Source organism: uncultured Alistipes sp., assembly GCF_949296715.1.
Classification (GTDB): Bacteria; Bacteroidota; Bacteroidia; order Bacteroidales; family Rikenellaceae; genus Alistipes.
In genome coordinates this window covers 24682-39370 of record NZ_CASFQD010000046.1, presented here as the reverse complement: position 1 = coordinate 39370, position 14689 = coordinate 24682, and the positions used below count along the sequence as shown (strand labels likewise).

Genomic DNA, 14689 nt, shown 5'->3' with positions numbered 1-14689 from the left:
TCCAAGTCCGAGGGAAAAAGGCGCTTCACGGCGCACCCGGGCGGGATCAGCAGCTGCTGCGGGCGGCGGCGGCGATTCCGTCGATGCGTTCGAGCGCCGCACGGAGCTCCTGCCTCAACAGGTCGTCCGGCACTCCGTCGAAACGCTCGGCCCGCCGCAGCACGGCGGCGACCTCCGCGGCGCCGATCATCGTGAAGATGGGCAACATCTTGTGCGCCACGGCCTTCAGGGCGGCGGCATCGTCCGTCTCGAGGGCCCGGCGCAGCGCCCCGGCATTGGCTTCGGTCTGCTCGGCAAAGGAGACGAGAATATCCCGCGCCGCCTCCGGATCGTCGCCCGCATAGGCCGTCAGGGCGCCGAAATCGACCCCTTCTCCGCCGGACGCGGGGCTGTCGGGCACCGTTTCCCGGGCATCGGAGGGCGACTCCTCCGCCCCGACACTGCCATCGCCCGTCGCCGCACGGATCGCGGCAAGCAGTTCGCCGCAGGTAAAAGGCTTGCGCAGGCAGGCCGCAAAGCCCCGAGCGGCAAAGTCGGCGGGCTGCATCTCCCCGCGGGCCGAGACCGCGACGACGGGCAGCGACGCATCGACCCGGTGTACGGCGTCCAGCACGCTGAACCCGTCGGCCGAGGGCATCTGAATGTCGGTCAGCACCAGATCGAAGCGGCTCTCCGCCACGATCCGCCCCGCATATTCGGGATAGGCGCAGCTCTCGGTCTCGATACCCGCCCGGCGGCACATCGCCGCCGTCATGTCGAGCTGCAGGGGATCGTCGTCGACAAGCAGCACGCGCAGCCCCGCCCGCACATCGGTGAGGGGCTCGGCCCGGGGCTGCTCCGCCCCGGCATCGTCCGCCGCACCGACCGGCACCGAGACGATGAAGCGGCTCCCCTCGCCGAGGCGGCTTTCGAGTGAAATCCTGCCTCCGAGCAGTTTGACAAGCCGGTCGACGATCGACAGTCCGAGACCGAAGCCGTCGACACCCTGTGCCGAGCGCAGCCGCACAAACTCCTCGAAAATCCGCTCCTTCTCCTCGCGGCCGATGCCGCGGCCGGTGTCGCGCACGGAGAAGATCAGCAGCCCGTCGTCCAGATCGACATGCACCGTCACCGAACCCCGGTCGGTAAATTTCAGGGCGTTGGAGATCAGGTTCTCGGCAATCTGCCGGATGCGCACCGCGTCGCCCGTCACGCCGGCGGAGGCCGACTTTTCGACGTCGAGATGCAGTCCGAGCCCCTTGGCGGCCGCCTGCGCGGCGAATCCCGAGAGGATCGTCTCGAAGAGCTGCGCGGAGTTGAACGCCACGGCATTGACCTCCATCTTGTTGATGTCGAGCCGGTAGAAGTCCAGCAGGCTGTTGACCAGCCGCAAGAGGTGTTCCGACGACTCCTTCATGTTGCGCAGGTAGAGCTCCTCGCGCTTGCCGTCGGTCAGGCGCGAAAGCAGGTCGATGTAGCCCATTACGGAGCCGAGCGGCGCCTTGATGTCGTGCGTGATGGCCAGCATGAGCTTTTCGCGCGCGGCCAGCAGCGCCTCGTTGTCGCGGTTGGCGCGCTCCAGCTCGCGGCGGTAGCGGTTGCTGCGGTTGATGTCGCGCCACAGCACCGCCACGAAGACGAGCATGAGCAGCACGGCCGCCGTGGCTATGCCGCCCAGCACCTGCGACGAGCGCTGCCGCAGCGCGGCGTTGCGTTCGATGCGCCGCAGGAGGAAATCCGTCTCCTCGGCCTCGTAGTCCATGATCAGGCGGTAGATCTTGGCATTGACCAGTTCGTTGTTGTAGCGCAGCAACTGACCCTGCCGCCACGCCTCGTCGTAGATGCCGATGCGCTCGCTCGTGACGCTGTCCTGCAGGGCGCGCAACACCACGGCAATCGTATCCTTGACGGCCTGCGGCGAGACCGCACCGACAAATTCCCGCCGGGAGATCACGATGCTCGAATCCTCCTCACGCGGGCTGAACAGGTCGGCCAGCCGCCGGAAGAAACGGCGCTTGCTCCGCGGCACGGAGACCGTGTCGGAGTGCACGACGCTGCGCATGACGACCGCCGTGTCGGCATCGCCGGCCGAATCGGCCGATTCGAGCAGCTGGCGGATGTTCTTGTCGAGCAGGCTGGCCGTGCCGCCCGAACGGATCGAACGCCACAGGCTCATCGTGCGCTGCTCCTTGTCGGCGATCAGGCGCACGATGCTGTCCAGACGCAGGGTCTGGATCGAATCGGCATCCCCGGAGAGGGCCCGCAGCGAGTCGATGCAGGCGCCGACGGTCCGCAGCTCGCGTTTGTAGCGCGCCTCGTAGGACTGGTAGCCGGCAATCATCAGCTGGCCGAAGCTCTCGGCCTGGTAGAGATGGTAGAGGGTCTGGTTCACGGCGCGGCGCTTGACCTGCAACAGGGCATAGTTCTCGTCCGGCGTCGAAAAACGGACCACCGACCGGTAGACGTAGCCCACCGAAAGGATGCAGACGACGACCAGGATCGCGTAGCCTGCCACGATCTTCGTCTTGACGAATTTCGACTCTTTCCTGCGTGTATTCACCCTCCAAAGATACGAAAAGTAAGCGCCGGGACAAACAAATAATCCCGTTTTCGGGGTTCGGACCGCATCCCACCGGCTGCAAGCGGCGCAAAAGGACGATCCGCGGACCCCTTCCGACGGCAGGGATACAGACAGGAAGGCACCCTTTTTACGAAGGGTGCCTTCCTGTTTTCCGCAACCGGCGTTCCTACTGCAACTCCAGCTTGCAGGGCGAATACATCAGCACACCCTGCAGGCGCGTGGCTTCGCGCACCCGGTTGTACTCCTTCATCATGTCGCCCAACTCGGAACGCAGGAACGAGGTGCGGATGCTTGCGCTCAACGACGAGAAGAGGGCCGCAAATCCCGTCGGAGTCTCCAGCACCTCGGTGATGCGGTAGTTGTCGCCCAGCCCGGCCTTGTCCACGGCCTGTGCGATGGCCATCTTCAGGCCGCCGCAGGCATCCACGAGACCGATTTCGAGGGCATCCTCGCCCGACCATACGCGGCCGCCGGCAATCTCGAGCACACGGTCGATCGGAAGGTTGCGTCCCTCGGCCACGTTGTTCGTGAAGGTCGCATAGACCTTGTCCACGCCGCGCATGATCGTAGCCCGTTCGGTCGGCGTCAGGGGAGCCAGCTGTCCCATGCCGGCCGAGGTGTTGCTCTTCACGCCGTCGAGCGTGATGCCCAGTTTGTTCTTCAGCGCGTCGCGCGTATCGAGGTACATGCCGAAAACTCCGATCGAACCAGTCAGCGTCAGCCGGTCGGCGACGATCACGTCGGCCGGGCAGGAGATGTAGTACCCGCCGCTGGCGGCGTAGGAGCCCATTGACACGATGACGGGTTTCTCGGCCCGCAGCAGCTCGATCTCGCGCCAGATCACATCCGACGCCAGGGCACTGCCGCCCGGCGAGTTGACGCGCAGCACGACGGCCTTGACCTTCTCGTCGGCACGCACGCCGGCAATCGTCCGTGCGAGCGAATTGCCGTAAATCTCCATGCCGTAGCCCTCGCCGTCGACGATCTGCCCCTCGGCATAGACGATGGCCACCTGGTCGGCCGAGAGGTTCTTCAGGTCGGCACCCACCTGCGAGGCGTACTCGCCCAGCGTCACGAAGCGGTACTCGCCCTGCGCATCGGCCTCGACACCCAGTTCGGCGAAGACATCGTTCATCTGGTCCTCATAGAGCAGCCCGTCCACGAAGCGGTTTTCCAGCGCCTCCTCGGGCAGCGAGACCTCCAGCCGGTCGGTCAGCCGGTTCAGCTGCGCCAGGTCGATACCCCGGGCTTCGGCCACCGTCGAGGCGATCGTCCCCCACATCGAGTTGACCAGCTCCTGCATCTGCTCGCGGTTGGCGTCCGACATCCGGTTGAGAATATAGGGCTCCACGGCGCTCTTGTACCTGCAGACCGTCGGGCGGAAGACCTCGGCCCTGATGTCGAGCTTGTCGAGCAGCCCCTTGTAGAACATCAGGTTAAAGGAGAGTCCCGACCAGTCGATCATGCCTTCGGGCTGCATGTAGATGCGGTCGGCCGCCGTAGCCAGGTAGTACTGACCCTGCGAATAGACCTCGTTGTAGGAGACGACGAACTTGCCGCTCTGCCTGAAATCCTCGATCGCCGCGCGCAGCTCCTCGAGCAGCGCCGTACCCGTGACGCCGCCGCGGCCGTTCATGCGCAGGTAGATACCCTTGATGCGGGGATCGGCCGCAGCCGTCTCGATGGTCCGCAGCACGCGGAAGAGCGGGAGTTGCGGCGTGGACTCCATCGTCGTGAAGTCGATGCCCGCAAAGGGGTTCGACGAGGGGGAGTCGGTGATCAGCTCCGAAAAGTCGATCTTCAGCACCGTCTCCGGCAGGACCGTCACGGGCTTCTCCATCGAGAGCGATCCGATGATCCCCAGAATGGCGAAGAGCCAGAGGAAAAATACCACGACCGACCCCACGACGAAGGCGAGCAGTCCGGCAAGAAAAGTCTTGATGAAATTCATAACAGTAGCTATTTTATGCGTTAATTGGTCACTCGGATGTACAAAGATAATCATATTTCTTGAAAAACAAATAAAATTTATCGTTTTACGATAAAATAATTTGAGAAATTCTATGGAATCGTTGAAAATAACGTTATCTTTGCCGAAGACAAACCTTTAATCGTATGGAAGAGCATATCAAACGGCTGCTCGGACAGGTCGTCCACCCCGAAACGGGCGAAGATATCATAACGAGCGGTTTCGTGGAGCATATCGGGGCCGCCGACGGCAAGGCGACCGTCGTGCTGCGCTTCGCCAAGAGCCGCGACCCCTTCGCGGTCAAGATCAAGAACCAGGTCGAGAGCCTGTTGCGGGAGGCTTTCCCGGGTGCCGAGGTGCTCGTCGTCGTCAAGGAGGGCGGGCAGCCCCCGCGTCCGGAGCCCAAGCTGAAAACCGCGACCGGAGCCATTGCCAAGATCATCGCCGTCGCCTCGGGCAAGGGCGGCGTGGGCAAGTCGACCGTCACGGCCAACCTGGCCGTCGCCCTGCGCAACATGGGCTTCCGTGTCGGCGTGCTCGATGCCGACATCTACGGCCCCTCGCAGCCCAGGATGTTCGGCGTGGAGGGCTATCTGCCCGACGCCGTCGAGGAGGAGGGCGTCGACCGCATCATCCCGGCCGTGGCCGGCGACATCCGCCTCATGTCGATCGGCTTCTTCATCAAGCCGACCGACGCGCTGCTGTGGCGCGGCGCCATGGCGACCAATGCCCTCAAGCAGCTGATCCACCAGACGAAGTGGGGCACGCTGGACTTCCTGCTGCTCGACCTGCCTCCCGGCACGGGCGACGTGCACCTGTCGATCATCAACGAACTGAAGATCGACGCCGCGGTGATCGTCTCGACGCCGCAGCAAATCGCTGTGGCCGACGTGCTGCGCGGCGTGGAGATGTTCCGCAACCCCAACGTGCAGATTCCCGTGGCGGGCATCATCGAGAACATGGCGTGGTTCACGCCCGAGGAGTTGCCCGACAACCGCTACTACCTCTTCGGACGGGGCGGCGCACGCCGCTTTGCCGAGGAGTACGGCGTGGACTTCCTGGGCGAGGTGCCCATCGTACAGTCGATCATGGAGGGTAGCGAGGAGGGACGTCCCGCGGCCGGCATCGACCCGCGCGTGGAGAAGTGGTACCGCGAGATTGCCGATAAGGTTGTCGGCAAGGTGATGAAAAGTTGATGACAACCTGTTCGGAACCCTGTTGAAAAGTGACGATAAAAAATGAAAAATCCGGGGTCCGGAAATTTGCATTTTCCGAAAAGGAGCGGGTATATGCAAAATTTCCGCGCTTCCAAAAAAAGTTTTCACATTTTACCGTCCGGCGAAACGGGGCCGAAAGTGGACGGAATGTTGAGAAAGAAATGCTGTCGATATGTTGAAAACAGTTTTCACCAATTGTCGATTTCTTATTTTTTCTTTTGACTTTCAGAAAAATAAAAGAAAATAATATCAAAAGAGGAACGACAGTCTGTTGAAAAGAAAAAAACAAAAAAGTTGTGCACACTGTCAACAGCCTTTATTTCTTTTCTTATTTCATTATTAAAATTAAATTGAATTAAAAAATAAAAAGAAAAGCAAACGATGAAGGTCGATAACTCCGCGGAGCTCCGCAGCCGCATCGAAGCGCTCAAGCGCGAAAAGCGCGCCGTGATCCTGGCGCACTACTACACGACGCCCGAAGTGCAGCAGATCGCCGACTTCCTCGGCGACTCGCTGGCCCTCTCGGTCAAGGCTCAGTCGGTCGATGCCGACATCATCCTCTTCGCCGGCGTGCACTTCATGGCCGAGACGGCCAAGGTGCTCTGCCCCGACAAGAAGGTGCTCATCCCCTGCCCCGAGGCGGGGTGCTCGCTCGCCGAGTCGTGCGACGCAAAGGATTTTGCCGCCTTCAAGAGCCGCTACCCCGGCCACAAGGTGGTCTCCTATGTCAATACGACGGTCGGTGTCAAGGCCCTGACGGATGTCTGCTGCACCTCGTCGAACGCCCTGAAGGTCGTCGAGTCGATCCCCGCCGACGTGCCCGTCATCTTCGCCCCGGACCGCAACCTCGGCTCCTATATACAGAAGTTGACCGGACGGCAGAACATGGTGCTGTGGAACGGCGCCTGCCACGTGCACGAGGAGTTCTCGCTCGAGAAGTTGCTGGCGCTCAAGCGCGGGCACCCGGCGGCAAAGGTCGTCGTGCACCCCGAGTGCCGCTCCTACATCGTCGAAGTGGCCGACTTCGTAGGTTCCACGGCCGCGATTCTCGACTACTGCGGCGCGTGCGGCGCCGACGAGTTCATCGTCGTGACCGAGTCGGGCATCCTTGCCGAGATGAAGAAGCGCTACCCCGGCAAAAACTTCATCCCGGCGCCTCCCGACGACGAGAGCTGCGCCTGCAACAACTGCAAGTACATGAAGATGGTGACGTTGGAGAACATCGCCGCGTGCCTCGAGAACGAGGCGCCGGAGATCACGCTCGACGAGGAGGTGCGGCGTGCGGCCGAGCGTTCGATCCTCAACATGATCGCTATCCGCTAAATCCCTATATTCTACAGGTTCAGCAAAACAAAAACAACAAATTTTACTGACATGAAGAGACTTGTTTTACTTTTGGCTGCGGCGTGCATGACCCTGACGGCCGCGGCGGACGAGGGCATGTGGCTGCTGCCCTACCTGCAGCGCATGAACATCAAGCAGATGAAGGAGCGCGGCTGCAAACTCTCGGCCGAGGAGATCTACAGCGTCAACCACTCCTCGCTCAAGGATGCCGTCGTCATCTTCGGCGGCGGATGCACGGGCGAGATCGTCTCGCCCGAGGGACTGCTCTTTACGAACCACCACTGCGGCTACGCCTCGATCCAGAGCCTCTCGTCGGTCGAGCACGACTACCTGAAGTACGGTTTCTGGGCGATGTCGAATGCCGAGGAGCTGCCCGCTCCGGGGCTGGAGGTGCGCTTCGTGCGCCATATCGCCGATGTGACGGCCGACATCGTGGGCAACGTCCCCTCGACGGCCGGTGAAGAGGAGTACGACCGCATCACCGGGGAGAACATTGCTGCGCTGAAGGAGCGCCTGCAGGAGGAGAACCCCGGCATGGAGATCGAAATCGAATCCTTCTTCGGCGGCAACCAGTTCTTCGCGTTCGTCATGGAGGTCTACACGGATGTCCGCCTGGTGGGCACGCCCCCTTCGTCGATCGGCAAGTTCGGCGGGGATACCGACAACTGGATGTGGCCGCGCCATACGGGCGATTTTTCGATCTTCCGCGTCTATGCCGGACCGGACAACCGTCCGGCGGACTATTCGCCCGAAAACCGCCCCTACAGGGCCGAGAAATACCTGAAGGTCTCGCTCGACGGATACGACCGCGGCGACTTCGCCATGGTGATGGGCTTCCCCGGCTCGACCGAGCGCTACATGACCTCCTACGAGATCGACAACCTGCTCGGGTCGGAGAACCCGCAGCGCATCTTCATCCGCGGCGAGCGGCAGGCGATCCTCTGGGAGGACATGATGGCCGACGATGCCGTGCGCATCCAGTATGCCTCGAAATACGCCCGTTCGTCGAACTACTGGAAGAATTCGATCGGCATGTCGCGCGGACTGGAGAAACTCGGCGTAAAGGCCCGGAAGCAGGCGCAGGAGGCTTCGTTCCAGGCATGGGCCGAAAAGAATACGCTGCCCGAGGAGGGATACATCGACGCGCTGGAGAAGATCCGCCGCGCCGAGGAGGCCGGAGGTCCGGTCTATGCCGGCGTGCAGTACCTCACGGAGGCGTTTCTCGGGGCTGTTGAGCTGCTGTCGCCCGTCCGACAGTTCATCGACATGGAGAAGCTGGCCGTGAAGGAGCACATCGAGAATCCCGATGCGGTGAAGGCGCGGCTTGCTGACTGGTACAAGGACTACAATCCGGCTACGGACCGCAAGGTGGCCAGGCGCATGCTGACGATTGCCCGCGAGCAGATGAAGGAGCTGCCGTCGTTCTATGCGGATATAATCGACAAGGAGTTCGGCGGTGACATCAATGCCTATGTGGATTATCTCTACGACCATTCGCTCTTTGCCTCCGGGGAGCAGGTGCTGGCGCTCATTGACGACTATGCCCCCGGGAAGATCGCCGACGATCCGGCTGTGGCGCTGGCTGCTTCGGTCTGGGCGAAGTACCTCGAACTTGGCAAGGCCTACCGCGAGGCTCACAAGGGATATGCCGAGGGCAAGCGCAAGTACATTGCCGGTCTGATGCTGCAGCAGCCCCGCAAGGCGTGGGCGCCGGATGCGAACTTCACGATCCGCCTGACCTACGGCAACGTGCTGCCCTACTCGCCCGCCGACGGCATCGAGTACAGCTACTATACGACGCTCAAGGGCGTGATGGAGAAGGAGGACCCGAAGAACCCCGCCGAGTTCACCGTGCCCGAACGGCTGAAGGAGCTCTACGCGGCGCGTGATTTCGGCCCCTATGCCAATGCGAAGGGCGAGATGCCCGTGGCCTTCCTCTCGAACCTCGACATTACGGGCGGCAACTCCGGATCGCCCGTGCTGAATGCCCGCGGCGAGCTGATCGGCCTGGCCTTCGACGGTAACTGGGAGGCGATGTCGGGCGACGTGGCCTTCGAACCCGACCTGCAGCGCATGATCGCCGTGGATGTGCGCTACGTGCTCTTCATCATCGACAAGTTCGCCGACGCAGGCTGGCTCCTCGACGAGATGGAGATCGTCGGCCGCTGATTCCGCCTCCCCATCAGTCAAAAAGACCCGCAACATCCGGTTGCGGGTCTTTTTTTGCCGCGTGTTTCCGCGTGCGGAGTACGGCGCATGCCGGGTCTCTTCATATTCGTTAACAAAAACGGCGCTTTGCTTTTCGTTTCGGACAAAAATTACTAATTTTGACAGAAATTAGTAAGATTGCATCTGTAATATATGGCAAAAGAGTTCAAACGTTATCTTGTCACTTCGGCACTCCCCTATGCCAACGGTCCGGTGCACATCGGCCACCTGGCGGGAGTCTACATACCTTCGGACATCTATACGCGCTACCTGCGGCTGCGCGGGCGCGACGTCATTTCGGTCTGCGGGTCGGACGAGCACGGCGTGCCCATCACGATCAAGGCCCGCAAGGAGGGCGTCACGCCGCAGGAGATTGTCGACCGCTACCATACCCTCATCAAGCGTTCGTTCGAGCGGCTGGGCATGTCGTTCGACATCTATTCGCGCACGTCTTCGAAAACGCACGCCGTGACGGCTTCGGATTTCTTCCGCAAGCTCTACGACGAGGGCAAGTTCATCGAGCGCACTTCGATGCAGTACTACGACGAGGAGGCGCAGACGTTCCTCGCCGACCGCTACATCGTCGGCACGTGCCCCAAGTGCGGCAACGACCGCGCCTATGGTGACCAGTGCGAGAAATGCGGCTCGACGCTCTCGCCCGACGAACTGATTGAGCCGCACAGCGCCGTGTCGGGATCGGTACCCGTGAAGCGCGAGACGAAACACTGGTATCTGCCGCTGGATCAGTACGAAGGATTCCTCCGCGAGTGGATTTTGGAGGGGCACAGGGAGTGGAAGTCGAACGTCTACGGGCAGTGCAAGAGCTGGCTCGACGGCGGCCTGCAGCCGCGTGCCGTGAGCCGCGACCTGGACTGGGGCATCCCCGTTCCGGTCGAGGGGGCCGAGGGCAAGGTGCTCTACGTCTGGTTCGACGCGCCGATCGGCTACATCTCCGCCACGAAGGACCTGACGCCCGACTGGGAGAAGTACTGGAAGTCGGAGGATACGAAGATGGTCCACTTCATCGGCAAGGACAACATCGTCTTCCACTGCATCGTCTTCCCGTCGATGCTCAAGGCCCACGGCGGCTACATCCTGCCCGAGAATGTCCCGGCCAACGAGTTCCTGAACCTCGAGGGCGACAAGATTTCGACCTCGCGCAACTGGGCCGTCTGGCTGCACGAATACCTCGACGAGTTCCCCGGCAAGGAGGATGTGCTGCGCTATGTGCTCTGCGCCAATGCCCCCGAGACGAAGGACAATGACTTCACGTGGAAGGATTTTCAGGCCCGCAACAACAACGAACTGGTCGCCGTGCTGGGCAACTTCGTCAACCGGGCCCTCGTGCTGACGAAGAAATACTACGGCGGCAAGGTGCCCGCCTGCGGTGATCTGAACGACTACGACCGTGCCACGATCGCCGAAATGGCCGCCGTGCGCGGGTCGCTCGAGAGCAATATCGAGAACTACCACTTCCGCGAGGCGCTGAAGGATGCCATGAACATCGCCCGCATCGGAAACAAATACCTCGCCGACACCGAGCCGTGGAAAGTCGTCAAGAGCGATCCCGCCCGTGTGGAGACGATTCTCAATGTGGCGCTCCAGATCACGGCCAACACGGCAATCGCCATCGAGCCCTTCATGCCCTTCTCCGCGGAGAAGATTCTCCGGATGCTGGCCGTGGAGAAGTTCGGCTGGGAGCGTCTCGGTGCCATGGACCTCGTCGAGGCGGGCCACGAAATCGGTGAACCCGCGCTGCTCTTCGAGAAGATCGAGGACGACGTGATCCAGCGTCAGTTGGACAAACTGGCTGCCACGAAGGAGGCCAATCAGGCTGCGGAAGCTGCGCAAAATGTTGAACCACAGAAAGATACCATACAGTTCGACGATTTTCAGAAGATGGATATCCGCGTCTCGACGATCCTTTCGGCCGAGAAGGTGGCCAAGACGAAGAAGCTGTTGAAACTGAAGGTCGACACGGGTATCGACCAGCGCGAAATCGTCTCGGGCATTGCCGAGCACTTCATACCCGAGGAGCTGGTCGGCCGTCAGGTACTGGTGCTCGTCAATCTGGCACCCCGTGAACTGAAAGGCACCCTTTCGCGCGGCATGATCCTCATGGCCGAGGATGCTTCGGGCAAGCTGCGGCTGCTCGAACCCAACGAAAAAACCAACAACGGCGCCATCGTCGGATGACCCACCGGGACTGCGGATCGCACGATCTGCCGTCCCTTTTTTCCGGGTACGAAGCCGGAAACATGAAAATGAACAACACCTTAAAACAGATCGTATATGGAAAACATGGATTGGAGTGCCCTGGGCTTTAACTACTACAAGACCGACTGGAATGTCCGTTTTTACTACACGGACGGCAAGTGGAGCGAAATGGAGGTCACCGATGACGAGTACATCAAGATGCACATGTCGGCATCGTGCCTGCACTATGGTATCGAATTGTTCGAGGGTCTCAAGGCCTTCCGCGGTGTCGACGGCAAGGTACGCCTTTTCCGTGTCGATGAGAATGCGCGGCGTCTGCAGTCTTCGGCCGAGCGCCTCTGCCTGCCGGTTCCGAGCCTCGAGATGATTATCGACGCCTGCGTCGAGGTGGTCCGCCGCAACGAGCGTTTCATCCCGCCCTACGGCACGGGAGCTTCGCTGTATCTGCGTCCCGTGATGTTCGGCACGACGGCCGGTCTGGGTGTGAAGCCTGCGAAGGATGCCCTGCTGATCGTCTACTGCTCGCCCGTCGGCGCCTACTTCAAGTCGGGTATCAAGCCGATTCTGGTCGCTATTGACCGTGAACAGGACCGCGCTGCTCCACGTGGAACAGGCGACGTGAAGGTCGGCGGAAACTATGCTGCCAGCCTCTTCTCGGGCGAAAAGGCCCATACGCTGGGTTACTCGAACGTCATGTACCTCGATGCTGCCGAGCACAAGTATATCGAGGAGTGCGGCGCCGCCAACTTCTTCGGCATCAAGGAGGGCAAGTACATCACGCCGAAATCGCCCTCGGTGCTGCCGTCGATCACGAACAAGAGCCTGCGTCAACTGGCTGCCGACATGGGGCTGGTTGTCGAGGAGCGTCGGATTCCCGTCGAGGAGCTTTCGACTTTTGAGGAGTGCGGTGCCTGCGGTACGGCTGCCGTCATCTCCCCTATCGGAAAGATTTTCGACATGCAGACCAATGACGTTTATGAATACGGTTCGGAAGTCGGCATGGTTTCGCTCGAACTCTACAACCGCCTGCAGGATATCCAGTACGGACGTGCCGAAGATAAGTACGGCTGGTGCACCTTTGTAGAGTAAAGTTATCTGTATATGAAAAGAGAGAGTGGATAGATTTCTATCCACTCTCTCTTTTTTGTTGTATGTTTTTTTGTAAATTTCTCCTGTTTTTTACCTTTTACCTTTCACCTTTCACTTTAATTATGTTCCACGTGGAACACTCTTTAGAATGTTTGTTGTGATAGGATGGCTTACCTTCCGAATTTAACCAACAACACATTGACGTCCGCGGGTGACACGCCCGGAATGCGCGATGCCTGTCCAATGGTCTGCGGGTGGATGCGCGTGAGCTTCTGCCGCGCTTCGATCGTCAAGGCGTTCATCGAATGGTAGTCGAAGTCCTCGGGAATACGGATATTCTCCAATCGGTGCAGTTTCTCCGCAATAAACTTCTCTCGTTCGATATATCCCCGGTATTTGATCTGAATTTCCGCTTCTTCGATTGCTTCCGCGTCAATTTTGTTCGATTCGATGAATTTTCGCAGTTTCGGCAATACCTCCATCAGCGAAACGAAGGTAACGTTGTTGCGCATGAGGATGTCATACAGCTTTCTCCCCTGCGTCAACGGCTCTGATCCGACCGATTTCAAATAATCGCAAATTTCGTCTGCCTTGATGCTCTGCCGGTGCGCATAGGCTACAAGCGATTCTACGGCTGATTTTTTTTGGAGAAATTCCTCGTATCTTTTCTTCGTTACGAGCCCGATTTCATAGCCGAGCGGAGTGAGCCGCAGGTCGGCATTGTCCTGCCGGAGCAGAATGCGGTACTCGGCGCGCGAGGTAAACATGCGGTAGGGTTCATCGACCCCCTTCGTTACGAGGTCGTCGATCAGCACGCCGATGTAGGCTTCGTCGCGCGACAGAACGACCGGCTCCTCCCCTTTCAGCTTGCGGTGGGCATTGATGCCTGCCATGAGCCCCTGGGCGGCCGCCTCCTCGTATCCGGTCGTGCCGTTGACCTGCCCGGCGAAGAAAAGTCCCGAAACAAGCTTCGTTTCGAGCGAGTGGTGCAGCTGCGTCGGCGGAAAATAGTCGTATTCGATGGCGTAGCCCGGGCGGTAGATGTGCACGTCCTCCAGACCCCGGATCTGTCGCAGCGCCCGCCACTGCACCTCCCAGGGCAGCGACGAGGAGAAGCCGTTGAGGTAGTATTCGTTTGTGGTGCGTCCTTCGGGTTCGAGGAAGAGCTGATGCTGATCCTTGTCGGCAAAGGTCCTCAACTTGTCTTCGATCGAGGGGCAGTAACGCGGGCCGATTCCCTTGATCGTGCCGTTGAAAAGCGGCGAAAGGGCGAATCCGCTGCGCAGGGTTTCGTGTACGGCCTCTGAAGTGTAGACCAGAAAACAGGGGAGTTGGTCCTTAACAGCTTGTGTGTCAGAGGAGAAGGAAAATTTGGCGGGATTTTCGTCTCCGTATTGCGGTTCGAGGGCTTCGAAATTGATCGTGCGGGCATCGAGGCGCGCCGGGGTGCCGGTCTTCATACGGCCAGACTCGAATCCGATCCGCTGCAGGCACTCCGTGATGCCGTGCGAGGCGGCGTCCCCTGCCCTGCCACCTTCGGCGTGGGCGGTGCCGCAGTGCATTTCGCCCTCGAGGAAGGTTCCGGCCGTCAGCACCACGGCGCGGCACGTGAACTCCACCCCCATGCGGGTGCGGACGCCCCGCACGGCCGGTGTCTCGTCGAAGAGCAGCTCTGTGGCGGCGTCCTGCCAGATGTAGAGGTGGCGCGTGTTTTCGAGTGTGCGGCGCCACTCCTCCGAGAAGCGCGTCTTGTCGCATTGTGCCCGCGGGCTCCACATTGCGGCTCCTTTCGAGCGGTTGAGCATCCGGAACTGCACGGTCGTGAGGTCCGTGATACGTCCCATCTGACCGCCTAAAGCATCTATCTCTCTGACAATCTGTCCTTTGGCTACTCCTCCGACAGCCGGGTTGCACGACATGGAGGCCATTTTCGTCATGTCCATCGTCAGGAGCAGGGTCCGTGAGCCGAGCCGTGCAGCCGCGGCGGCGGCCTCGCATCCGGCATGTCCCCCGCCGATGACGATAATATCGTAGTCGAGCGTCATGGTTCTGCGACAGGTGATTTCGTGGTGTTTGTCGGTTTGC

Annotated in this window: 8 protein-coding genes; 5 read left to right on the top strand and 3 right to left on the bottom strand. The window is 60.5% G+C overall.

Features of this window, described 5'->3' with window-relative positions; genetic code table 11:
• Positions 1-46: 46 nt before the first annotated feature.
• A complete protein-coding gene (locus Q1Y33_RS06945; RefSeq protein WP_300799016.1) occupies positions 47-2539 on the bottom strand; it encodes an ATP-binding protein in 2493 nt (830 codons plus the stop codon).
• Between the two features lie 187 nt (positions 2540-2726).
• Positions 2727-4511: a signal peptide peptidase SppA gene (sppA, locus tag Q1Y33_RS06940; protein ID WP_300799015.1), complete on the bottom strand. Its 1785-nt coding sequence runs from the start codon at positions 4509-4511 to the stop codon at positions 2727-2729.
• 164 nt (positions 4512-4675) lie between these two features.
• Here sppA and Q1Y33_RS06935 point away from each other — a divergent pair, with 164 nt between their 5' ends.
• The 5 genes from Q1Y33_RS06935 to Q1Y33_RS06915 all read left to right on the top strand — a co-directional run bounded on the left by Q1Y33_RS06935 (position 4676) and on the right by Q1Y33_RS06915 (position 12604).
• A complete protein-coding gene (locus Q1Y33_RS06935; RefSeq protein WP_300799014.1) occupies positions 4676-5725 on the top strand; it encodes an Mrp/NBP35 family ATP-binding protein in 1050 nt (349 codons plus the stop codon).
• A gap of 402 nt (positions 5726-6127) precedes the next feature.
• Positions 6128-7069, top strand: coding sequence for a quinolinate synthase NadA (gene nadA / locus Q1Y33_RS06930; protein WP_300799013.1), 942 nt, complete (start codon positions 6128-6130; stop codon positions 7067-7069).
• Between the two features lie 51 nt (positions 7070-7120).
• Positions 7121-9259 (top strand): S46 family peptidase, encoded by a 2139-nt coding sequence (locus tag Q1Y33_RS06925; protein ID WP_300799012.1) that lies wholly within the window; start codon positions 7121-7123, stop codon positions 9257-9259.
• A gap of 192 nt (positions 9260-9451) precedes the next feature.
• Positions 9452-11494: a methionine--tRNA ligase gene (gene metG, locus Q1Y33_RS06920; protein ID WP_300799011.1), complete on the top strand. Its 2043-nt coding sequence runs from the start codon at positions 9452-9454 to the stop codon at positions 11492-11494.
• Between the two features lie 96 nt (positions 11495-11590).
• Positions 11591-12604, top strand: coding sequence for a branched-chain amino acid aminotransferase (locus Q1Y33_RS06915; RefSeq protein WP_300799010.1), 1014 nt, complete (start codon positions 11591-11593; stop codon positions 12602-12604).
• A 170-nt stretch (positions 12605-12774) separates the two neighbouring features.
• Here the strand turns inward: Q1Y33_RS06915 and mnmG are convergent, their stop codons facing one another.
• The gene (mnmG, locus tag Q1Y33_RS06910; protein ID WP_300799009.1) at positions 12775-14649 is read right to left on the bottom strand and encodes a tRNA uridine-5-carboxymethylaminomethyl(34) synthesis enzyme MnmG; all 1875 of its coding nucleotides are present in this window, start codon (positions 14647-14649) and stop codon (positions 12775-12777) included.
• Between the last annotated feature and the right edge of the window lie 40 nt (positions 14650-14689).